Origin of the sequence: Streptomyces mutabilis, assembly GCF_014649815.1 — a bacterium.
Lineage (GTDB): Bacteria > Actinomycetota > Actinomycetes > Streptomycetales > Streptomycetaceae > Streptomyces > Streptomyces mutabilis.
Map to the genome: position 1 here is coordinate 113,445 of NZ_BMTT01000008.1, position 20,735 is coordinate 134,179.

General features: G+C 73.0%; 21 protein-coding genes and 3 pseudogenes. 19 read left to right on the plus strand and 5 right to left on the minus strand.

What is annotated here, in order from left to right; genetic code table 11:
* The 6 genes from IE142_RS18395 to IE142_RS18420 all read left to right on the plus strand — a co-directional run bounded on the left by IE142_RS18395 (position 1) and on the right by IE142_RS18420 (position 3,777).
* Positions 1-270 (plus strand): acyl carrier protein, encoded by a 270-nt coding sequence (locus IE142_RS18395; protein ID WP_043379939.1) that lies wholly within the window; start codon positions 1-3, stop codon positions 268-270.
* A gap of 1 nt (position 271) precedes the next feature.
* Positions 272-751: an SRPBCC family protein gene (locus tag IE142_RS18400; protein WP_191886787.1), complete on the plus strand. Its 480-nt coding sequence runs from the start codon at positions 272-274 to the stop codon at positions 749-751.
* Between the two features lie 88 nt (positions 752-839).
* The gene (locus IE142_RS18405; RefSeq protein ID WP_043379942.1) at positions 840-1,175 is read left to right on the plus strand and encodes a TcmI family type II polyketide cyclase; all 336 of its coding nucleotides are present in this window, start codon (positions 840-842) and stop codon (positions 1,173-1,175) included.
* A 351-nt stretch (positions 1,176-1,526) separates the two neighbouring features.
* Positions 1,527-2,390 carry a DUF3152 domain-containing protein gene (locus IE142_RS18410; RefSeq protein WP_229830652.1) on the plus strand — a complete coding sequence of 288 codons (864 nt, stop codon included), beginning with the start codon at positions 1,527-1,529 and terminating at the stop codon, positions 2,388-2,390.
* 101 nt (positions 2,391-2,491) lie between these two features.
* Positions 2,492-2,926, plus strand: coding sequence for a PPOX class F420-dependent oxidoreductase (locus tag IE142_RS18415; protein WP_043379946.1), 435 nt, complete (start codon positions 2,492-2,494; stop codon positions 2,924-2,926).
* 104 nt (positions 2,927-3,030) lie between these two features.
* On the plus strand, positions 3,031-3,777 hold the full coding sequence (locus IE142_RS18420) for a DUF4142 domain-containing protein (RefSeq protein ID WP_191886789.1): 747 nt from the start codon (positions 3,031-3,033) through the stop codon (positions 3,775-3,777).
* Between the two features lie 263 nt (positions 3,778-4,040).
* On the opposite strand, the pseudogene IE142_RS38790 reads toward IE142_RS18420, so the two are convergent.
* A pseudogene (locus IE142_RS38790) lies at positions 4,041-4,133 on the minus strand (MarR family transcriptional regulator); the annotation flags it as partial.
* Positions 4,134-4,731: 598 nt separating this feature from the next.
* Here IE142_RS38790 and IE142_RS18425 point away from each other — a divergent pair.
* Positions 4,732-5,259 carry a hypothetical protein gene (locus IE142_RS18425; RefSeq protein ID WP_191886790.1) on the plus strand — a complete coding sequence of 176 codons (528 nt, stop codon included), beginning with the start codon at positions 4,732-4,734 and terminating at the stop codon, positions 5,257-5,259.
* 57 nt (positions 5,260-5,316) lie between these two features.
* On the opposite strand, the gene ku is transcribed toward IE142_RS18425, so the two are convergent.
* A complete protein-coding gene (gene ku / locus IE142_RS18430) occupies positions 5,317-6,396 on the minus strand; it encodes a non-homologous end joining protein Ku (protein ID WP_191886791.1) in 1,080 nt (359 codons plus the stop codon).
* Positions 6,397-6,473: 77 nt separating this feature from the next.
* Between ku and ligD the strand changes: the two genes are divergently transcribed.
* Complete coding sequence (gene ligD, locus IE142_RS18435; protein WP_191886792.1) at positions 6,474-7,355, plus strand: non-homologous end-joining DNA ligase; 882 nt, start codon at positions 6,474-6,476, stop codon at positions 7,353-7,355.
* A 541-nt stretch (positions 7,356-7,896) separates the two neighbouring features.
* On the opposite strand, the gene IE142_RS18440 is transcribed toward ligD, so the two are convergent.
* Entirely contained in the window at positions 7,897-8,700 is an 804-nt protein-coding gene (locus IE142_RS18440) for a nuclease-related domain-containing protein (RefSeq protein ID WP_191886793.1), read from the minus strand.
* Between the two features lie 108 nt (positions 8,701-8,808).
* Here IE142_RS18440 and IE142_RS18445 point away from each other — a divergent pair, with 108 nt between their 5' ends.
* From IE142_RS18445 to IE142_RS18475, 7 genes and pseudogenes are all read left to right on the plus strand, one after another.
* Positions 8,809-9,315: a protein-tyrosine phosphatase family protein gene (locus IE142_RS18445; RefSeq protein WP_191886794.1), complete on the plus strand. Its 507-nt coding sequence runs from the start codon at positions 8,809-8,811 to the stop codon at positions 9,313-9,315.
* 66 nt (positions 9,316-9,381) lie between these two features.
* Positions 9,382-10,161: a hypothetical protein gene (locus IE142_RS18450; RefSeq protein ID WP_191886795.1), complete on the plus strand. Its 780-nt coding sequence runs from the start codon at positions 9,382-9,384 to the stop codon at positions 10,159-10,161.
* Positions 10,158-11,402 (plus strand): annotated as a pseudogene (locus IE142_RS18455) (ATP-binding protein). The gene IE142_RS18450 and the pseudogene IE142_RS18455 overlap by 4 nt, the downstream one beginning before the upstream one ends.
* Positions 11,403-11,556: 154 nt before the next feature.
* A complete protein-coding gene (locus IE142_RS18460) occupies positions 11,557-12,006 on the plus strand; it encodes an SH3 domain-containing protein (protein WP_191886796.1) in 450 nt (149 codons plus the stop codon).
* A gap of 43 nt (positions 12,007-12,049) precedes the next feature.
* Positions 12,050-13,405 carry an FtsW/RodA/SpoVE family cell cycle protein gene (locus IE142_RS18465; RefSeq protein ID WP_191886797.1) on the plus strand — a complete coding sequence of 452 codons (1,356 nt, stop codon included), beginning with the start codon at positions 12,050-12,052 and terminating at the stop codon, positions 13,403-13,405.
* Positions 13,402-14,859 carry a penicillin-binding transpeptidase domain-containing protein gene (locus IE142_RS18470; RefSeq protein WP_043379966.1) on the plus strand — a complete coding sequence of 486 codons (1,458 nt, stop codon included), beginning with the start codon at positions 13,402-13,404 and terminating at the stop codon, positions 14,857-14,859. Before IE142_RS18465 ends, IE142_RS18470 begins: the two co-directional genes overlap by 4 nt.
* Positions 14,860-14,904: 45 nt before the next feature.
* Entirely contained in the window at positions 14,905-15,411 is a 507-nt protein-coding gene (locus IE142_RS18475) for a DUF3291 domain-containing protein (RefSeq protein WP_191886798.1), read from the plus strand.
* Here IE142_RS18475 and IE142_RS18480 read toward each other — a convergent pair.
* Positions 15,408-16,016, minus strand: a pseudogene (locus IE142_RS18480) (Uma2 family endonuclease). The gene IE142_RS18475 and the pseudogene IE142_RS18480 overlap by 4 nt on opposite strands.
* 125 nt (positions 16,017-16,141) lie before the next feature.
* Here IE142_RS18480 and IE142_RS18485 point away from each other — a divergent pair.
* From IE142_RS18485 to IE142_RS18500, 4 genes are all read left to right on the plus strand, one after another.
* Positions 16,142-17,080, plus strand: coding sequence for an AurF N-oxygenase family protein (locus IE142_RS18485; RefSeq protein WP_191886799.1), 939 nt, complete (start codon positions 16,142-16,144; stop codon positions 17,078-17,080).
* A 72-nt stretch (positions 17,081-17,152) separates the two neighbouring features.
* Positions 17,153-17,806 (plus strand): TetR/AcrR family transcriptional regulator, encoded by a 654-nt coding sequence (locus tag IE142_RS18490; protein ID WP_191886800.1) that lies wholly within the window; start codon positions 17,153-17,155, stop codon positions 17,804-17,806.
* Positions 17,807-17,879: 73 nt separating this feature from the next.
* Positions 17,880-18,227: a DUF8847 domain-containing protein gene (locus IE142_RS18495; protein WP_191886801.1), complete on the plus strand. Its 348-nt coding sequence runs from the start codon at positions 17,880-17,882 to the stop codon at positions 18,225-18,227.
* A 102-nt stretch (positions 18,228-18,329) separates the two neighbouring features.
* Positions 18,330-19,487 carry a C40 family peptidase gene (locus IE142_RS18500; RefSeq protein WP_191886802.1) on the plus strand — a complete coding sequence of 386 codons (1,158 nt, stop codon included), beginning with the start codon at positions 18,330-18,332 and terminating at the stop codon, positions 19,485-19,487.
* On the opposite strand, the gene IE142_RS18505 is transcribed toward IE142_RS18500, so the two are convergent.
* Positions 19,451-20,713 (minus strand): styrene monooxygenase/indole monooxygenase family protein, encoded by a 1,263-nt coding sequence (locus IE142_RS18505; protein WP_191886803.1) that lies wholly within the window; start codon positions 20,711-20,713, stop codon positions 19,451-19,453. The genes IE142_RS18500 and IE142_RS18505 overlap by 37 nt on opposite strands.
* Positions 20,714-20,735 lie beyond the last annotated feature (22 nt).

Sequence of the window (20,735 nt, forward strand, 5' to 3'; positions counted from 1 at the left end):
ATGACCGACCAACTGGACTACCAGGTGACCGTCGAGGAGCTGTCGGCGCTGATGAAGCGCACCGCCGGCGTGCACGTCGACCCGATCACCCTCCGGCAGCAGGCCGACGACGGTTTCGACGCCTTCGGCCTGGACTCCCTCGGACTGCTGGGCATCGTGGCCGAACTGGAGAAGCGGTACGGGCTGGGCCTGCCCGAGCAGGCCGAGCGCTGCAAGACGCCCGCGGATTTCCTCGCGCTGGTCAACGGCGCCCTGAAGACGGGAGTGTGAGATGGCGGGCCACACCGACAACGAGATCACCATCGCCGCGCCGATGGAGCTGGTCTGGAACATGACCAACGACATCGACGACTGGCCGCGGCTGTTCAGCGAGTACGCCTCCGTGGACGTGCTGGAACGCGACGGCGACCGGGTCACGTTCCGGCTCACCATGCACCCGGACAAGGACGGCAAGGTGTGGAGCTGGGTCTCCGAGCGGGTCGCCGACCCGACGACCCGCACGGTGCGCGCCCACCGGGTCGAGACCGGTCCCTTCCAGTACATGAACATCGTCTGGGAGTACGCGGAGACCGCGGACGGCACCCGGATGCGCTGGATCCAGGACTTCGCGATGAAGCCGGACGCCCCGGTGGACGACGCCTGGATGACGGACAACATCAACCGCAACTCGCGGACGCAGATGGCGCTGATCCGGGACCGGATCGAGCAGGCCGCGGGCGAACGGCGCACCGCCGCGGTACTCGCCGACTGACACCGCCGGGCCGGGGTCACCGGCCCGGCGGCCCAGTGGCACCGACGCAGTGACACGACGCAGTTACACCGAGGAAGGGCACCTCCCCATGCACCACACCCTGATCGTCGCCCGGATGGCACCCGGGGCGGCACCGGACATCGCGAAGGTGTTCGCCGAGTCCGACAGTGGCGAGCTGCCCCACTTGGTGGGCGTCAACCGGCGCAGTCTCTTCGAGTTCGGTGACGGCGTGTACATGCACCTCATCGAGAGCGACGAGGACCCGGCTCCGGCCATCGGCCGGCTGACCGGGCATCCGGAGTTCCGCAGGGTCAGCGAGCGGTTGGAGCCGTACGTCTCGGCGTACGACCCGGCGACCTGGCGCGGCCCGAAGGACGCGATGGCGCGCTGCTTCTACCGCTGGGAGCGGAGCACCGCCGGCTGACGGGCCGGCGGTCGACGCACCGCGCCGGGGTCGCCCAGCTCACGCCGGGCGGCCCCGGCGCACGTGTGCGTGCCCGGCCGGACGCCTTCCGTTGCCCGTTCTCCTGTCCGCCGCTCGCGGACCGTTCGGGGCGCCCGAGAGTTGCACCACGGAACCGAACTGGCGTGTGATAAGCCCCACTTCGGCGCCGGCGATGTTTCGGCACGATCTTCCGCTTTGATCTTCGTGGCGACAGAGGCACAGAGGAGACCGCTGTGCGCGCCCCGCCGACCGGAAGAGAGGACGCACGTCGTGGGCCGATCCACCGCCCGCCAGAGCCGCCGGAGAACGACGCCGGGCGGTGACCGGCGCTTGTCCCGGGCCAGCAGCCGGCGTCGCCGCAGGCCCGCCCGCCTGGTCCTGGGCGGCCTGGCCTCCGGTGCCGTACTGCTCGCGGCGGGCGCCGCCGTCGCGCACTGGCAGCACTCCCGGCCCGCGGTGACGGACGACCAGGCGGCGGACGTCGCCGACGCCCTGGACGCCGCCGGGCGCACGGACGCCCCCGACGCCCCGTCCGGGTCGCCGTCCGGGGAGACCGCGGGCCCCTCCGGTTCGCCGTCCGTGAAGGCGTCCCCTTCGCCGTCGCCCTCCTCCTCCACCATCGCCGTTCCCGCGACCGGCCCCGGCACCTTCGTCACCGCCGAGGCCGACGGCTCCACCGTGGGCACCGGCAGCCGCGTACGCCGTTACAAGGTCCTGGTGGAGGAGGGCATCGACATCCGGCCGAGCGCCGCCGCGGCCGAGATATCCGACGTGCTCGCCGACCGCCGCGGCTGGACCAGGGACGGGACCAACTCCTTCCGGCTGGTCAGCTCCGGGTCGCACGACTTCGTGGTGAAGATCGCCACGCCGGGCACCGTCGACGAGATCTGCGGCGCCTACGGCCTGCTCACCCGGGGCGAGGTGAACTGCGCGGTCGGCACGGACGTCGTGGTGAACCTCAAGCGCTGGGTGCTGGGCTCCCCCCAGTTCGACGGGCCGATCGGCGACTACCGGGCGCTGATCATCAACCACGAGGTCGGTCACCGCATCGGCCACGGCCACGAGACCTGCCCCGGCCCCGGCCTTCCCGCACCGGCGATGATGCAGCAGATCAAGGGGCTCAAGGGCTGCGTCGCCAACGCCTGGCCCTACGACCGCGACGGCGACTACCTCGGCGGGCCCTCGGTACCCTGAGCGGGCCGGACGACCGCCCCGGACACCCGGGCCTGCCGTGCGGCGGCGTTCGGCGGACGGTTCGGGGGACAGCGGGCGGGGCCGGGGGTGATGATCGGCCCATGACCACGACACCGCGTTTTGACCCCCGCGCCCTGCTGGCCGAGAGCCGGCTCGGCGTGCTCGCGACGATCAAGTCGGACGGCCGCCCGCAGCTCTCCCCCGTCATGCCCGCCTACGACCCGGACGCGGACGTCATCCGCGTCTCGACCCGCGACGGTCTGGCCAAGACGGCGAACCTGCGCCGGGATCCGCGGGCCGCCCTGGAGGTGACCGCCCCGGACGGCAGGTCCTGGGCCACCGCGGAGGGTGTCGCGACCCTCATCGGGCCGGGCACCGACCCGCACGGTCCGGAGGTCGAGGCGCTGGTGGAGTACTACCGCGCCGCCGCCGGAGAGCACCCGGACTGGGACGAGTACCGGATGACGATGGTGTCCGACCGCCGGGTACTGCTCACGATCGCCGTCGAGCGCGTGTACGGGGCCGACATCGGCTGAACGAAATTTCCTCGCCGCGGTGGTGACAGATCCGCGCGCCGTTTCCGTACCTCCTGGCGTACGAGTACACGTGCGAGTTCCTCGCGTCGCCCCCTGGAGGCATCATGCGGCTGTCCCGCAGCAGGATCGGAGTCGTCGTCCTGTTCGGTGCGATGGCCCTGACCCTCACCGCGCTGGCCTTTCCGGCCGTGCTCGGTCTGGACGAGGCCGACGGCACCCGGAACCGGGTCATCGCCAGTACGAGGTTCGGGCCGCTCACCGAGGCCGACCGGGACTTCGTGGTCAAGGTCCGGGCCGCCGGACTGTGGGAGTACCCGCTGGGCGAGATGGTGATGGAGCGCGGCACGACGAAGGCCATGCGGACGGCCGGTGAGCATCTGGTCGTCGGGCACGCCGGGCTGGACGCGGTGTGCCGGGAGATCTCCCCGGAGCTGGGCATCACGCTGCCCAACCGGGCCTCCCCGCAACAGGAGGACTTCGTGGCGACGGTGGACGCCACGAGCGGCGAGGAGTTCGACTCGTCGGCCGTGAACATCATGCGGGTGACCCACGGTCAGATCTTCCCGGCCATCGCCAAGATCCGGGCCACCACGAAGAACACGCTCGTGCGGCAGCTGGCCGACCTGGCCAACGACACCGTGCTGGACCACATCACGGTGCTGGAGAAGACCGGGCTCGTCGAGTACGACAGGGTCACCTTCCAGCAGACCGGCCCGGCGAAGCTGCCGAGGGAGAAGGTCACCCCTCCACCGCCGCAGCCGGGCGAGCGGGTGCTGGTGCTCAAGCCGCGCCCCGACCTGAACGTGAACACCGCCTCACCGACACCCACGCCGTCACCGGCGGCCGGGTGACCCGAGCGGCCCACCGGGCGGGTGTCAGGCGCCGCGGGTGGCGGGGGCCGACCCAGGGGCTCGCCGTCTCCCGGCGAGCGCATCGACCAGGGCCGCCCGCTGGTGCGGCGCGAGCCGTTCGACGGTCGTGGCGACTCGGCGCGCCGCCGGGCGCTGACGTACTCGACGGTGCGCCGTCCCTCGTCGGTGAGGCGCAGCAGGGTCCCGCGCCGGTTGTCGGGGGCGGTCCGCCGGTCGGCGGGGCCCGCCGCGATCAGCCGGCCGACCGTGCGCGTCGCCGTCGACGGAGCGACCCGAAGGTGGTCGGCGAGCGCGGCCGGCTCGGTGTCGCCCCTGGTGAAGAGCACCATCGACATCCGGAACCGGGGCAGCGTCGCCCGCTGTTCACCTGCGCGAGCGACCGTGCGGAGACCTCCACCAGCAGTCGTGACGCGGCCCCGCCCTGGTGACCGCGTCGACACCGCCCGGGTTCCCGACGGGCACCCCACGCTCGGGCATGGGTCCTTTCCACCGCGCCGAAGTCCCCGCTCGCTCACCCGATCGGCACGGAGTGCGCCGCCGCGGCACACCTCGACCGGCACACGGGGAACGGCGGCCGCCGTCCGTACATCTTCCCTGTGCGAGGGTGGAGGCCGGGTCACACATCGGGAGGGCGGCGATGGCGCGTACGGACCCCCCGGTGGCACCGGGAACGCCCCGGTGTCCCCGCGCGTTCATGGGGTCGGCGGCCGACGACCGACGGGGCGTTGCCGCGCGGTGCGGTGCGGCCGGGCACCCTGGCGACCCTTTTTTGCGCTGTGCAATGATCCGGCCCGGGGGCTGCCGTTCGGCGCCCAGGAGTGACACCGGCACGGTGCCACGGCACCGCACGGCACACCGGCCGCCGGCGGGCTCCCCTCCCGCTTACCCGGCCCGGCCGCCGTACGGACCGACGAAGGAAGGAGAAGCGGGATCATGACCGCTTCGGGGCCGGACAGCGGCGCGACGCCGAACGAGCCGGACGAACCGGGCGGTGTGCCGCCCGTGCCCGAGGACGTCTGGCGGAAGTTCCTCGAGGACGACGAGCGCGCCATCCGCGCCTCCGCCCTCCGGGAACCCGCCGCGCGCGAACGGACGCCCGGCTGGCAGCCGGGGCCGCCGCCCACCGCGGTCGGCGAGCTGTGGCTCCCGGAGGACCCGTGGCCCGGGCCGGCCTGGCGTGAACTGGACGGCCGCGCCCGCGTCCGGCGGGTCGGCCGGGTGATCGGCACGGCCGCCGCGGTCGCCCTCGCCCTGACCGCGTGGTCACAGCTGTCCACCGGCCCCGGCACGCCCGGCGGCGAACCGGCCGACACCATCGGGCAGCGCCTGGAGGAGGGCTCCGTGCTGCCCAGCGCCGCCGCCCCCGGGCCGACGGCGTCCGGCTCCACGAGCCCTGCGGCCTTCCAGCCCGACCCGTCCGCCGTCCCCCGGGCGTCCCTCTCCCCCTGGACGTTCGACTGACCGCTGGTTCCCGCCGCACGGACGCGACGTTTCGCTGTCCGGCACCCCGCTGACGCGTCAGGCGCTGCGCCCGCGGGACGCCGTCTTCTTGGCGGTCGCCTTGCCGGCCGTGCTCTTGCCCGCCGCCTTCTTGGCGGTGCCCCGGTCGGTCGTCTTCTTCGCGGGCTGGGTGGACTTCGCCGTCGACTTCCGGGCGGCCGAGGACGTCGACTTCTTCGCCCCCGTCTTCTTGGCCGCCGTCTTCTTCGCGGCCGTCGACGTCGACTTCTTGCCGCCGGTCTCCTTGGGGGCCCGCCGGGCCGGCTGCTTGCGCTGCCGCAGGGTTCTGACCTCTGCCTCCTCGGCCGGTCCGGCGTCACCGCCCCGGGACTCCCGTGCCGCTCGCACGCTGCTCTCCAGCGCCGCCATCAGATCCAGCACCTTGCCGGGGGCCGCCTCCTCGGGGGCCTGCGGGGGCGCCTCGCCGGCCGCCTTGGCGGCGACGACTTCCTCCAGCGCCTCGCGGTATTCGTCGTGCAGGTCGTCCAGGTCGATCTCGCCCAGCGTGTCCATCAGCGCGTCAGCGAGGTCCAGCTCCTGGTCGCGGACGGTGACCCCGGAGTCGGGGGCGACGTCCTCGGGCGCGCGCACCTCGTCCGGCCACAGCAGTCCGTGCATCGCGATGGCGTCGCCGACGACCCGGAGCATGCCGAGGCGCTCCCGGCCGCGCAGCGCGAACTTGGCGATGGCGACCCGGTTGCTGCGCTTGAGCGCCTCCCGGAGCAGCGTGTACGGCTTGGCGGCGGGCGCGCCGCTCGCCGCGAGGTAGTACGCGGAGCCCATCTGGAGCGGGTCGATGCGCTTCTGCGGTACGAACGCCACGATCTCGATCGTCCGCGCGGTCGGGAGCGGCAGGTGGGACAGGTCCTCGTCGGTGATCGGGATCATCGAGCCGTCGGCGTCCTCGTAGGCCTTGCCGATCTCGGACTGGCTCACCTCGCGGTCCTCCAGCTCGCAGACCTTGCGGTAGCGGATACGGCCGCCGTCCTCCGTGTGGATCTGGCGGAAGGAGACCGAGTGGCTCTCGGTCGCGTTCATCAGCTTGATCGGGATGCTGACCAGGCCGAAGGAGATGGCGCCGTTCCAGATGGATCGCACGTGCCGCACCTTTCCTGTCGGTCGACTGCCGGATGACCGTCGGGCGGTAAGTCACTGTTTCGTGAGATTGTCATGGTATGGCGCCTATCACTGAGGTGGAGGGGCGACGGGTCGCCCTCAGCAACCTGGACAAGGTGCTGTATCCCGAGACCGGCCTCACCAAGGGCGAGCTGCTGCACTACTACGCGACGACCGCCGGGGTGCTGCTGCCGCACCTGCGGGACCGTCCGGTCTCCTTCCTGCGCTACCCGGACGGCCCGGACGGCCAGGCGTTCTTCACCAAGAACGTGCCGCCGGGTACGCCCGACTGGGTCACCACGGCCGAGGTGCCGCGTTCGGAGGGGCCGGCCCGCATGGTGCTGGTGCAGGATCTGGCGAGCCTGATGTGGGCGGCGAACCTGGTGACCGAGTTCCACACGCACCAGTGGACCGCCGGCGACCCGGACGAGGCCGACCGGCTGGTGTTCGACCTCGACCCCGGCCCGCCCGCGACCGTCGTGCACTGCTGCGAGGTCGCACTGTGGCTGCGGGAGCGGCTGGCGGCGGACGGGATCGAGACGTACGCCAAGACGTCCGGGGCGAAGGGGCTGCACCTGCTGGCGGGGGTACGGGGGGCGTCGTCGGAGCGGGTGTCCGAGTACGCGAAGGCGCTGGCCGTGGAGGCGGAGCGGGCCCTGCCGCGGCTCGTGGTGCACCGGATGACGCGGAGCCTGCGGCCGGGGAAGGTGTTCGTCGACTGGAGCCAGAACGCCGCCCGCAAGACGACGGCAACCCCGTACACGGTGCGGGCCCGCGCGGTGCCGGCCGTCTCCACCCCGGTGACGTGGGAGGAGGTGGCCGGGTGCCGGCGGGCGGAGCAGTTCGTCTTCCGGACGGAGGACGTGGGGCCACGGGTGCAGGACCACGGCGACCTGCTGGCGCCGCTGTTCGACCGGCGCCGGGCGGCTGCCCTGCCCTGACCCGCGGGCCCCGGTCGGAGCCGGGGCGTCCCCTGCCGACGGCACGGTCTCGCGCCGGGCTCAGGGCGCCCCGCCGGACTCACGGCGCCCGCTCCGGACGCTCGGTCCCGACCGAGCAGAGGGCGCCCCCCACCGGACAGACGGTGCCTGCCGCACGTACGGCGCCCGCCGCCGGACGCACGGTCCCGGCCGCGTAGGGGCCCCTGCCGGGCGCCGGGTCCCGGCCGCACACGGCGCCGTCCGCCGGGCACACGGTCCCGGCCGGGGCTCGGTACCGGCCGCACAGACCCCTGCCGGGCGCACGCCCCCGGACAGGACGCCCCGCACCCGCCGCGCGTGACGCCGCCGGCCGGCACCGCGCCGCACGGATGCACAGGCCGCCCTCCCGTGGACGCACGGTCCCGACCGCGCGCACGGCGCCCGCTGCCGGACGCACGGGACCGTCCGCCCGCCGGACGGTGTCCCGGTCGGCAGGGGCCGGCCCCTGCCGGACGGCGGGGCTCCTCACCTCACGCCCGGCCAGCCCTCCGCCCGCCGCGCCTCAGACGCGCGTCCACGTGGCTCGGTCGCGGGCCATGGCGTGCAGGGCCTCCACGTCCGCCGGTTTGAGCATGCCGCCCAGGCGGGCCAGTTCCGGCAGTTCCCCGTCGGTGAGGACGCGGACCGAGCGCGGCGGTTCCCGGACGGTCACGTCCGCCGGGTCGACGAGGACCAGGACGGCGTGGACCTCCGCGGTCAGGGCGTAGGAGGCCCGGTCGGCACCGGCGCGGACCCGGCGCAGCAGGGGGAGGGGTTCGCGGCGGCCCAGCGTGACCAGGGGGTCGGTGACGTGGACGCGTTGCCGGCGGGCGGGCAGCGCGTGCACGGCGAAGAGGCCGCCGGGGCCGATCACGAGGTGGTGGATGCGGTCGCCGCCGGGCAGCGGGACGGAGTGCAGGGTGCGCCAGCCGGCGCCGTCGAGGCGGTCCAGAACCCCTCCCGCCGCCTGCTCGGCCGTCAACGCCCGGCGCCGCGGATCGGGGCGCAGCCGGTGCGCCGGGCCGGGCTCGCGCTCCAGGGCGATCAGGAGCGCCTCGCCGGGCCGGTTGGGGGCGAGGTCGTCGTCCGGGTGCAGGGTGAGCCGGGCCAGCTCGGCGGGGGTCGGGACCGGCGGCGGGCCGACCGTGACCGGGCCGGTGAGGAAGGGGCCCAGCGCTTCGAGGACCTCACCCTCCCGGTCGTCGCGCAACAGGTTGACGCGGGCCGTCTCGCGGTCGTACCAGGCGACGTTCCCGCCGTCCGGGAGGCAGACGTACAGCCGTTCCTGACCGTGCCGCCAGGTCGGTACGACACGCAGTCCGTTCATGCGCCATCACCCCACGACCATGGGAACAGGCGGGGTGCTGCGGGGGCAAGAACCGGGCTACCTTTGACAGCGGTTGGGAAGATCCTCGGGCGGGGTGGGGAGGCGCCGTTGCGTACCCGTGGAAGTGGACCCGACGTACCGGCTCCGGGCCGGCCGTGGACGGAGATCGTGCCGGGACTGTGGATGGGCGGGCACGAGTGCCGGCGGCAGGCCGGGAGTCTGGAGCCCGTCGTCGTGCGGGACGAGTTCGACCTCGTGCAGACACTGCTGCGGCTGCCCGGACACGGGCCGGACGCCGGTGTCGAGCACCATGTGTGGCCGATCCCCGACGACCCCCTCGACGGCACTCAGCTGGCGGGGGTGATCCGGCTCGCCGAGGCCGCGGGCGAGGCACTGGACGCCGACCGCAGGGTTCTGGTCCGCTGCTACCACGGCTACAACCGCTCCGGCCTCGTCGTCGCCCACACGCTGATGCGCCGGGGCAGCACCGCCGAGGAGGCGATCCGGCTGATCCGGGCCCGGCGTTCGCCGTGGGCGCTGCACAACGAGCTGTTCGTGGAGTACCTGCGGGCCGGCCTGGACACCGTGCGGCTGCTGGAAGAGCTGTCCGAGTAGCCCGCCGCACGGGCCCGCGCGCAAAATGGACTTCCGTACGAATGATCACCGAAGGCCAGGAGTGCAGTGGTCCCCAGCCGCCGTGGGCGCCCCGCCCGCGTCCCAGCCGTCCTGGCGCTGCTCGCGGCGGTGACGGCGACCGGGGTGCTGGCCGCGTGCGGTGACGCGGGCGAACTGCGGAGCGCGGGCGCGACACCGGCCGCGCAGAGCCCGGCCCGGCTCTGGCCCGACCTGACGCCGGCGTCCAGTCCGGCCTACGACATCGGCGAGATCGACAACGAGGCCGTCAGGGGCGTCACGGTGCCCGACGGCGACATCCGCCGGGCGGACCCGGTGGCCGCCGTACGGGCCGAGATCGCCGCACACCCCGACGACTACGAGGGCGCGCGGGCGCCGTACCGCGAAACGGCCGACCGGATGGCGGACTGCGGCGCGGGAGCCGGGAGCGGCCGGTGTCCGGTGCTCAGGCCGTACTACCGCGATCTGACCGGCGACGGACGCCCCGAGATGGCCCTGGGCTTCAGGCTGCTGCCCGCGAAGATGACCGCCGTGCGCGTCTACACCGTCGAGAGGAACCGGCTGGTACGGGTCATGTCCTACGAGGACGCCGTGAGCGCGGTGGAGCTTGCCGGGCGGGCGGTGATCGTCCGCTCGCCGTCGGAGGTCGCGGGCTACGAGTACCGGCTCCAGTGGACGTGGGACCCCGACCAGCGAGCCATGCTGCTCACGAGCGATGAGATGCTGCCCACGGACGACGGGGGCAAGCACAGGAAGCCACCGTCCCCGTCCTGGTCCCCCGCTCCGTCCCCGTCCGGGTCCGTGCCCCCGTCGACGAGCGCCCGGTGAGGCTCGCCCTTCCCCGGTGGACCGGCCCGCTCGCGGTGAAGGCGGCGGTTTTCATCACCGTGATGTGCTGCGCGCTCGCCGCGCTGCTCGGCGTCCTGGTGCACGTCTCGGTGACCGACCAGACCGTCGGGTAGGCCCGCGACACCGCCCTGGCCCGGCTGCGGGAGGCGACGGACGCCTACGAGGCCGGGGACCCGTTGCGGCGGAGCGCCGGGGTCGATCCGCCGGGGCTGCCCGAGTCGCTGCGCGAGCTGGCCGTGTCGGGCCGGCGCGGCACGATGGTCGCCGAGTACGACGGGCGCCCCACGATGTGGGCGGCGGGTCCGGCCGCCGGTGGCCGGGCGCTCGCGGTGCGGGTCGACCACACCCAGGGCGAGCGCACCATCGACGGTCTCGACGGCGCCATCGTGTGGTCGTCGGGCCTGGCCATCGGGGCGACGCTGCTGGTCGGCGCGTTCGCCGTGACGCGGGTGACCAGGCGACTGCACGCGACGGCGCGGGTGGCCCGGCGGATCAGCGCGGGCGACCTCGACGCGCGGGTCGGCGACCCCCGGGCGTCGGACCCGTCCCGCCCGCAGGACGAGGTGGCCTCCGTCGCCGCCGCGCTGGACTCCATGGCGGCGTCCTTGCAGGGCAAGCTGCTTGCCGAGCAGCGGTTCACCGCGGACGTGGCGCACGAGCTGCGCACCCCGCTCACCGGCCTGCACGCGGCGGCCGAGCTGCTGCCGCCGGGCCGCCCGACCGAGCTGGTGCGGGACCGGGTGGCCGCCCTGCGCACGCTCACCGAGGACCTGCTGGAGATCTCCCGGCTGGACAGCGGGCGGGAGCGGCTGGAGACGGAGCCGGAGGCGCTGGGCGACCTGGCCGCACGGGTCGTACGGGGCTCCGGGACCGGCACGCGCGTGGAGGTCGTGCGGGACGCGCGGGTGGAGACCGACCGGCGGCGGCTGGAGCGGGTGCTCGGCAACCTGGTCGCGAACGCGCACCGGCACGGGCGGGCGCCGGTGGTGCTGACCGTGGACGGGCCGGTCATCACCGTACGGGACCACGGGGACGGCTATCCGGAGTACCTCCTCGTCCACGGGCCGCAGCGGTTCCGCACCGAGAGCGGGACCAAGGGGCACGGTCTCGGGCTGACCATCGCGCTCGGGCAGGCGGAGGTGCTGGGCGCCCGGCTGGAGTTCGCGAACCCGCCGGACGGCGGGGCGCTGGCGACCCTGACCCTGCCTCAGCAGCCCTGAGCCGCCCGGACGGACGGGGCCCACGCCCCGATGGCGCAGTGCGACGGGCAGACCTCGCCCGCCACTCCTAATGTGGCGATCAGTCACCTTCGACCCTTCAGCTTCTTCATCCCTTCCCTGCTTCCGCCCCGTCCGCTCCCCGGGAGGTACTCCCATGTCCCTGCTGAACGCACCGTCCTCGCGCTCATCCCTTCTCCGCGGCCTGGCCACCGCGGTCGCCGCCGGGGCGCTCGCCACCGCCGTCGCCGTCACGCCCGCCGTCGCGAACGACGACCGGGGCCGCGACTCCGGCTCCGGCAGCTCCCCCACCGGCACGAACGGAGGCGGAAACGGAGACGACCGGGGCGGCGGTGACAGCCACCAGGGACAGGGCCGGTACCGGGGTGTGGTCACCGCCGACCGGCTCGCCCTGCGCACCTCGCCGACCCGCGGCTCACAGGTCATCCGCTACGCCCACCGGGGCGAGACCGTGCACATCTACTGCAAGGTTCCCGGCGACAAGGTGAAGGGCAACCCCCTCTGGTACCTGCTCACGGACGGCACCTGGGCCTGGGGCGCGGCCCGATACATCGACAACATCGGTCCCGCGCCGCGCTGGTGCTGATGCGAACGCCCTCAACACCACACCATTTGGGTAAGTTCCGGACATGACCAAGGTCGGTACCGGAATCACCGTGGCTCAGGCTGACACGCCCGCTCCCGTCGCCCGGCTCCCCCGGCGCCGGGGCGTCGAACTCGCGCTGATCCTGATGGCCGTACTGCTGTCGGTGTTCGGGTACTGCAACGTCGGTCTCGCCCAGCACGGCGCCCTCCCGCCCGGCGCCGCCGGTTACGGCGCCGGGCTCGGCGTGCTCGCGGTCCTCGCCCATCTGGCGGTGCGACTGCGCGCCCCGTACGCGGATCCCCTGCTGCTGCCCATCGGCGTACTGCTCAACGGCCTCGGTCTGGTGCTGATCTACCGGCTCGACCTGGAGACGCCGGGCGACCGGGCGGCCCCCACTCAGTTGGTGTGGTCGACGCTGGGCGTCGCGCTGTTCATCGTGGTCGTCCTGCTCCTGCGCGACCACCGGGTGCTGACGCGCTACGCCTACGTCTGCGTCGCTGCCGCCCTCGTCCTGCTCACCGTGCCGATCTTCTTCCCGGCCGTGAACGGCGCCCGCATCTGGATCCGGGTCGAGGGCTTCTCCATCCAGCCCGGCGAGTTCGCGAAGGTGCTCCTCGCCGTCTTCTTCGCCGCCTACCTGGCCGCCAACCGCAGCGCGCTGGCGTACGCGGGCCGCAGGGTGTGGCGGCTGCAACTGCCCACGGGCCGCGTCCTCGGTCCCATCCTCGCGGTGTGGCTGGTCAGCGTCGGCGTCCTGGTCCTGGAACGCGACCTCGGCACCTCGCTCCTCTTCTTCGGCCTGTTCGTGGTCCTCCTCTACGTCGCGACCGGCCGCACCGGCTGGATCGCGGTCGGCCTGCTGCTGGCCTCGCTGGGCGCGGTCGCCGTGGGCTGGCTGGAGCCGCACGTGCACAGCAGGGTGGAGGACTGGCTGCACCCCTTCGCCTCGATCGAGGCGGGACAGGGACCCAACCAGCTCGCCCAGTCCCTCTTCGCCTTCGCGGCGGGCGGGGTGACCGGCACCGGTCTCGGCCTCGGGCACTCCGTCCTGATCGGATTCGCCGTCAAGTCGGACTTCATCCTGGCGACCGCCGGGGAGGAGTTGGGCTTCCTCGGCCTGACCGCGATCTTCCTGCTGTACGCGCTGCTGGTGGAACGCGGTTACCGGGCGGGGCTCGCCGCCCGCGACCCCTTCGGCCGACTGCTCGCGGTCGGCCTCTCCTCGATCGTGGCGCTCCAGGTCTTCGTCATCGCGGGCGGCGTGACCGGGCTGATCCCGCTGACCGGCATGGCGATGCCCTTCCTGGCGCAGGGCGGCTCGTCGGTCGTCACCAACTGGGCGATCGTGGCGCTGCTGATCCGGGTGAGCCACGCGGCGCGGCGCCAGGCGGGCCCGTGACCCGGCACATCCGGCACGCCGCCGCGTTCTGCGCGCTGCTGCTGGTCGCCCTGCTGGTCAACGCCGCCCGAGTGCAGATCGTCCAGGCCCCGGAGTACGACGACAACCCGGCCAACCGCCGCCCCGACATCGCCCGCTACCAGCAGCCGCGCGGGGACATCCTGGTCGGCGACGAGCGTGTCACCGGCTCCCGGGACACCGGCGAACACCTGCGTTTCGAACGGACGTACGCGGACGGGCCGTTGTACGCCCCGATCACCGGCTTCGCCTCTCAGGCGTACGGGACGACCCTGCTGGAGCACGCCGAGGACGGGCTGCTGTCCGGCGCCGACCCGATGCTCGCGCCGCTCCCGCTCTGGAACGACGTCACGGGCACCCACAACCCGGGCGGCGACGTCGTGACCACGATCGACGAGGCGGCGCAGCGGGCGGCGTTCGAGGGGCTCGGCGGGCGCAAGGGCGCGGTGGCCGCGGTGGAGCCGTCGACCGGCCGGGTGCTGGCTCTGGTCTCCACCCCGTCGTACGACCCCCAGTTGCTGTCCGGGAACAGCGCGGACGCCACCCGGACCTGGGCGCGCCTGAACGGCGACCCGGACAAGCCGATGCTCAATCGGGCGGTGCGCCGCACCTATCCGCCCGGGTCGACGTTCAAGGTGGTCACCGCCGCGGCGGCCCTGGACGCCGGCGTGATCCGGGACCTCGACGCGCCGACCCGCTCCCCCGACCCGTACACCCTCCCCGGCACCCGGACCCGGCTGACCGACGAGGCCGACGGCTGCCGGGACGCCACGCTGCGGGAGGCGTTCGAGTGGTCCTGCAACACGGTGTTCGCCAAGCTCGGCGTGGATGTCGGGGTGCGTGACATGGCGGCCACGGCGGAGGCGTTCGGCTTCAACGACGACGGGCTGCGCATCCCGTTCGCGGTCTCGCGGTCCACCTTCGACACCTCGGTGGACCGGGCGCAGCTCGGGCTCGCCTCGATCGGGCAGTACAACACGCGGGCGACGCCGCTGCAGATGGCGATGGTGGCGGCGGCGGTGGCCAACGGCGGCCAGGTGCGCCCGCCGTACCTGGTGGAGCGGACCCAGCGGGCGGGCGGCAGCCTGGTGGCGACGGCCGGGTCACGACCCTCCCGGGAGGCGATGCGACCGTCCACGGCGTCGCGCCTGAAGGAGCTGATGCGGGGCGTGGTGGAGAACGGCACCGGCGCGAACGCGGCGATCCGCGGCGCCGTCGTCGGCGGCAAGACCGGCACCGCCCAGCACGGCGTCGGCAACTCGGGGACGCCGTACGCCTGGTTCGTCTCCTGGGCGCAGGGCGAGCGGGACCTGGAGCCGAAGGTGGCGGTAGCGGTGGTGGTGGAGGGCTCGGCGGCCGACCGGGAGGACGTCAGCGGGGGCGGGCTGGCGGCACCGATCGCGCGGGGGGTGATGGAGGCGGTGCTCGGTGGGTGAGACGGGGGTATCGTCGCGCCGGGCGCCCGACCTACCGTTCGGTACATGACTGATACCGTCGCGTACGAACTTGCCCAGGTCAACATCGCCCGCCTCAAGGCCCCACTCGACACTCCCCTGTTGAAGGACTTTGTGGATTCGCTCGACCCGGTGAACGCCGACGCGGACGCGGCGGACGGGTTCGTGTGGCGGCTGCAGAGCGAGGAGGGGGACGCGACCGACATCGCGGTCTTCGACGATTCCTGGCTGATCATCAACATGTCGGTGTGGCGGGACGCGAACGCCCTGACGGCGTTCATGTACCAGGGGCGGCACCGGGAGATGCTGGCGCGGCGCAGGGAGTGGTTCGAGCGGGTCTCCGAGGCGATGACGACCCTGTGGTGGGTACCGGCGGGCCACCGGCCGACGGTCGCGGAGGCGGAGGAGCGGCTGCTGCACCTGCGGGCGCACGGGCCAACGCCGTACGCGTTCACGTTGCGGACGTCGTTCCCGGCGGGCACATCGGTACCGGTCGTGGGTGAGGTGCCGGCGGGCTTGGGGTGCTCGGTCTAGCGGCGGCGGTCGGCGGTGAGGTCGATGTCGTTGAGGAAGGGGACGGTAAGTGTGAGGCGGTTGTGGAAGACGCCGGTCAGACAGTACGCCCGGGTGACAGGGTCGATCTCGTACACGCAGACAACCGGAAGCCCTCCGTTCTCTTCAGCACGCCAGTAGCAAGGAATACCCGCCTGCGCGTACTTCCGCGGTTTCACCTCTCGGTCCCGGTCCTCCGGCCCTCCGATACGACCTCGACAGCAACCACCACGTCTTCCGGCAGGTACCAGGTCTGCTTCGGACCAGTGTCAGCATCCGCACGGAACACGAGAACGTCGGGCTCTGGGCGGTTGCGCTTGTTGAGCTTGATGGCCATCTCCCGGACGACATCCGGTTCCTCCGGCGCCTGCGCAGGCAGCGCGCTAGTCCAACAGCCGGATGACACGTGAGTTGCAGTTGGTCTGCGGACTCACGAAGACAAGGCTCCCGTCGGTCAGCTCCGTGTGCGGAGGCAGGTCGGGAGGCTCGTCGAGGTCGTCCGCCGTCCAGCCGCCCTCTGGCGGACGGGGCCACTGGTAGTCGTCGTCCAGCCCGTAGTCGCGTCCGGCGCTCGTGATCGCTCCCATGCGCCGGAGTCCGACTGCCCGGTCAACAAGTCCTGCCCAAGGGATTGACGAGCTTGCTGACGAGCAGTCTCATAAGTCGGAGCGAGTCAGAGTGACCCCGGGTAGCACGACGAGGTGGGACAGCCATGAGGACCCTGACGGAAGCCGACGCGCTCGAGGGCCTGCGCGACGCGCTGGGCCTGCTCAAGGACCGGGAACAGGTGGCCGAGCGACTGCTCGAATCCTCCGCCAGGCACTCCTTCGACCCGGACGAGGAGCTGGACTGGGACGCCCCCTTCGAGGAGGGCAAGTGGTTCTGGCCGCCGGAGCTCGTATCGCTGTACGACACCCCGATGTGGAAGCGGATGGGCGAGGAACAGCGCATTCTGCTCTCCCGCCACGAGGCCGCCGCGCTCGCCTCGCTCGGCATCTGGTTCGAGCTGATCCTCATGCAGTTGCTGGTCCGGCACATCTACGACAAGGCGGCGACGAGCGCGCACGTGCGGTACGCGCTGACCGAGATCGAGGACGAGTGCCGGCACTCGAAGATGTTCGCCCGGCTGATATCCCGGGGCGAGACCCCGTGGTACCCGGTGAGCCCCGTCCACCAGAACCTGGGCCGCCTCTTCAAGACGATCTCCACCACGCCGGGCTCCTTCACCGCCACCCTGCTCGGCGAGGAGGTCCTGGACTGGATGCAGCGGCTGACGTTCCCCGACGAGCGGGTCCAGCCGCTGATCCGGGGCGTCACCCGCATCCACGTCGTGGAGGAGTCCCGGCACGTGCGCTACGCCCGTGAGGAGCTGCGCCGCCAGATGGTGACCGCGCCGAAGTGGTCCCGGGAGTTCACCCGGCTCACCTCCGGCGAATTCGCCCGCGTCTTCTCCGTGGCCTTCGTCAATCCCGAGGTCTACACGAACGTCGGTCTCGACAAGCGCGAGGCCGTGGCGCAGGTCAAGGCCAGCGGCCACCGCCGCGACATCATGCAGACCGGCGCCAAGCGCCTGACCGACTTCCTGGACGACATCGGGGTGCTGCGCGGGGTCGGGCGGCGGATGTGGCGGTCGTCGGGGCTGCTGGCGTAGAGCTCCCGGGAACGGCCGGTCCGTTCCGTCGGCGTGGGTGGCCGCCGGGGTCCGCGGGTTACGCTGCGGGGCATGACCCCGCAGGCCCCCACCCCCGCCTACCGCCGGCTCAGCGTCGAGGAGCGCCGCGTCCAGTTGCTGGAGGCCGCGCTCGCCCTCTTCGCACACCGGCCGCCGGAGGAGGTCTCCCTGGACGACGTGGCCGAGCAGGCCGGGGTCTCGCGGCCGCTGGTGTACCGGTACTTCCCGGGCGGCAAGCAGCAGCTGTACGAGGCCGCGCTCCGGTCGGCCGCCGACGAGCTGCGGCTCTGCTTCGACGAGCCCCGCGAGGGTCCGCTGCTGGCGCGGCTGTCCCGGGCCCTGGACCGCTATCTCACCTTCGTCGACGAGCACGACACCGGCTTCAGCGCCCTGCTGCGCGGCGGCAGCGTGGCCGAGACCTCCCGGACCTCCTCCATCGTGGACGGCGTACGCCGGGCCGCCGCCGAGCACATCATGAGCCACCTGGACGTCGCCGAACCCGGCCCGCGGCTGCACATGACCGTCCGGATGTGGATCACGGCGGTGGAGGCGGCGTCGCTGATGTGGCTGGACGAGGACAAACAGCCGTCGCTCGACGAGATGCGGGACTGGCTGGTGGAGCAGTTCCTCGCCGTGCTGACGGTCACCGCCCGCCGCGACCCGCAGACCGCGGCGCTGGTCGAAGCGCTGGCGGCGGACCTCTGACACCGGCCTGCGCTTCTGTGACATCGGCCGACGGCCCTCCGCCACCGGGCGGCCGATCACCGACACTGGTGCCGTGAAGAGCGAAGACACCCCCTTCGAGGGCGGCCCGATGGACGGCCGGGTGCTGCCCGTGCTCGTCGGGATGACCGGGCACCCGCCGAAGACCTACCGCATCCCGGTGCCCGCCCCGGACGGCGGCCGGCCCACCGTGTTCGTGTACCGGAGGGAGCCCCGGGACGCCCGGGGCGGGCTGCGGTTCGCCCGCTGGAAGTACGTGTACGACCCCGGGGGCAAAAGAGGTTCCGGCCGGAAGTGGCCCTGGTCCGAGCCGGACACCGGACCGGACCTCGGGCCGGGCACCGGGCCCGCCGCCGATCCAGACGCCACGCCGCGAGGCAAGCCGGACGACGCCGACGGGTGACCCCCTTGCGCCGAACCGCGCACACTCGGCGCGCGGAGCCGGCGACCACGGCACATGCTCGCCGTGCGGAGCGGACGGGCCGCCCGCGTCGGAGGTGATGACGTGTCAGGAAGACTTCTTCGTCTGGCGTGTACGGCGGCGGTGGCGGCCGGGATCGCCCTCGCGCCCGTACCGACCGCCGCCGCCCCTGAGCCCGGCAGGGGCGACGACCCCTCCGTGGCCAATTTGCTGACGGACCTTCAGCAGCTGTACCGGGAGGCGGAGAAGGCCACCGAGGCCTACAACGGAACCGAACAGCGCCTGCGCGAGCAGCGCGCCGAGGTCAAACGGCTGGACGCGGAGCTGGCACGGACCCGGCTGTCCCTCCACGACAGCCGCGGCGCCGCCGGACGGCTGGCCCGCCAGCAGTACCAGAACAGCAGCAACCTCTCCCCGTACCTGCGACTGCTGCTGGCCCGCGACCCGCAGCACGCGCTCGACCAGGGGCACGTGATCGGCCGGCTGGCCCGCGAACGGGTCGAGACCGTGGGCCGCCTGACCGGCGAGGAGAAGAAGGTCGAGGACCTGGCCCGGCGCTCGCGGGAGGCGCTGGACCGGCAGGTCTCCCTCGCCGAGAGCCAGGAGAAACAGCGCGACCACGTCCGCGACCGGCTGCACGCCGTCGAGGAGCTGCTCGCCTCGCTCACCCCGGAGGAGCTGGCCGCGCTGGCGGAGCTGGAGAAGAACGGGATCGCCGAGGAGCAGGAGCGGTTCATGGCCTCCGGCGCGCTCGGCGACGACGACAAGCCCTCCGCCGGCGGCGACCGGGCGGTGCGGTTCGCGGTGGAGCAGCTCGGCAAGCCGTACGAGTGGGGCGCGGAGGGTCCGGCGTCCTACGACTGCTCGGGGCTGACCTCCGTGGCCTGGGAGCGGGCCGGGACGCCCATCCCGCGGACCAGCCAGGAGCAGTGGGCCCGGCTGGAGCGCGTCCCGCTGGGTGAGCTGCGCCCCGGTGACCTGGTCGTGTACTTCCCCGAGGCCACCCATGTGGCGATGTACCTCGGCGGCGGCATGGTCGTCCAGGCGCCGCGCCCCGGCGCCGAGGTCAAGGTGTCACCGATCGCCGCCAACCCGGTGCTGGGCGCCGTACGGCCCGATCCCGGCGGGGAGCCGCTGCGGCGGTACACGCCGCCGCGGCTCCCCGCGGGGGCGACGGACGGGTCCGACGAGGGGTACGCCGACGCCTACGCGCCCGCGGCGCCCGAGACCTCCATCAGGTAGCCCTCGGTCTTCGCCGGGTCGTAGAAGAAGTTCTCGAAGTCGCCGGGGTCGTTGAAGCCATTGGCGAAGCGGTCGGCGACGGGCTGGAGCTGACCGGCGGCGCCGATCAGGTTCAGGACGTGCTCGGGCGGCGGGGCGAGCATGGTGTTCGTCCACTTGGTGACGTGCTGGGCCGTCCCCCAGTAGCGGTCGAAGGTCTGCTGCATCCAGGCCTCGTCGAACTCCTTGTCGCCGTGGTCGAGGATCGAGGCGAGGTAGGAGGCGGCGCACTTGGAGGCGGAGTTGGAACCCTGGCCGGTGATCGGGTCGTTGGCGACGACCACGTCGGCCACGCCGAGGACCGCGCCGCCGCCGGGGAGCCGGCCGATCGGGTTGCGCACGGTGGGGGCGTAGCGGCCGGCGAGGGTGCCGCCGGCGTCGGTCAGTTCGACCTTGGTGGCCCGCGCGTACTCCCAGGGGAGGAACTTCTTCATGAGTTCCAGGGTCAGGGAGAGGTGCTCCCAGGGGTCCTTGACGTCCTTGAAGGCGTCCAGCGGGCCGCCGGGTATGCCCTCCCAGAACAGGATGTCGGCGCGGCCCGAGGTGGTGAAGGTCGGCATGATGAACATCTCGCCGACGCCCGGCACCAGGTTGCAGCGCACGGCCTCCGTCTCCGGGTGCTCCGGGCGCGGGCCCATCCCGTGGACGTAGGCGACGGCGAGGGCGCGCTGCGGCTCGCTGTACGGGGAGCGGGAGGCGTCGCGGCCGAACATCTGGACCAGTTCACCCTTGCCCGCCGAGACGAGGACGAGGTCGTAGGCGCGGGAGAAGTAGTCCAGGTCGCCGACGGCCGCGCCGTGGATGACGAGCTGGCCGCCGCGCTGGGCGAAGGTCTCCATCCAGCCGGCCATCTTCACCCGCTGGTCGACCGACTGCGCGAAGCCGTCGAGGTGCCCCAGCCAGTCGATCGCGCGCTGCGAGGGGCCCGGGTCGAAGGAGCCGGGGGCAGCGACCGAGACGCCGAGTCCTTCGATCTTCGGGGCCTGGGACTCCCAGAAGTTCAGCTTGAGGTCGCGCTCGTGCTGGAGCGCCGTGTGGAACATGCACTGCGTCGACATGACCCGGCCGGTGCGGATCTCTTCCGCGGTCCGGTTGGACATCAGGGTGACCTCGTAGCCGTGCGACTGCAGGCCGAGGGCGAGCTGGAGACCGGACTGGCCGGCTCCGACGACGAGTATCTTCCGCATGCGGGGACGCTCCTAAAGGGAC

What these genes read in the sequence shown, in the direction of transcription:
- IE142_RS18490 (WP_191886800.1), top strand. Translation starts at nt 17,153, where the DNA reads ATGACCCCGCAGGCCCCCACCCCCGCCTACCGCCGGCTCAGCGTCGAG.
- IE142_RS18415 (WP_043379946.1), top strand. Translation starts at nt 2,492, where the DNA reads ATGACCACGACACCGCGTTTTGACCCCCGCGCCCTGCTGGCCGAGAGC.
- IE142_RS18420 (WP_191886789.1), top strand. Translation starts at nt 3,031, where the DNA reads ATGCGGCTGTCCCGCAGCAGGATCGGAGTCGTCGTCCTGTTCGGTGCG.
- IE142_RS18465 (WP_191886797.1), top strand. Translation starts at nt 12,050, where the DNA reads ATGACCAAGGTCGGTACCGGAATCACCGTGGCTCAGGCTGACACGCCC.
- IE142_RS18400 (WP_191886787.1), top strand. Translation starts at nt 272, where the DNA reads ATGGCGGGCCACACCGACAACGAGATCACCATCGCCGCGCCGATGGAG.
- ligD (WP_191886792.1), top strand. Translation starts at nt 6,474, where the DNA reads ATGGCGCCTATCACTGAGGTGGAGGGGCGACGGGTCGCCCTCAGCAAC.
- IE142_RS18460 (WP_191886796.1), top strand. Translation starts at nt 11,557, where the DNA reads ATGTCCCTGCTGAACGCACCGTCCTCGCGCTCATCCCTTCTCCGCGGC.
- IE142_RS18485 (WP_191886799.1), top strand. Translation starts at nt 16,142, where the DNA reads ATGAGGACCCTGACGGAAGCCGACGCGCTCGAGGGCCTGCGCGACGCG.
- IE142_RS18475 (WP_191886798.1), top strand. Translation starts at nt 14,905, where the DNA reads ATGACTGATACCGTCGCGTACGAACTTGCCCAGGTCAACATCGCCCGC.
- IE142_RS18440 (WP_191886793.1), bottom strand. Translation starts at nt 8,700, where the DNA reads ATGAACGGACTGCGTGTCGTACCGACCTGGCGGCACGGTCAGGAACGG.
- IE142_RS18395 (WP_043379939.1), top strand. Translation starts at nt 1, where the DNA reads ATGACCGACCAACTGGACTACCAGGTGACCGTCGAGGAGCTGTCGGCG.
- IE142_RS18505 (WP_191886803.1), bottom strand. Translation starts at nt 20,713, where the DNA reads ATGCGGAAGATACTCGTCGTCGGAGCCGGCCAGTCCGGTCTCCAGCTC.
- IE142_RS18405 (WP_043379942.1), top strand. Translation starts at nt 840, where the DNA reads ATGCACCACACCCTGATCGTCGCCCGGATGGCACCCGGGGCGGCACCG.
- IE142_RS18425 (WP_191886790.1), top strand. Translation starts at nt 4,732, where the DNA reads ATGACCGCTTCGGGGCCGGACAGCGGCGCGACGCCGAACGAGCCGGAC.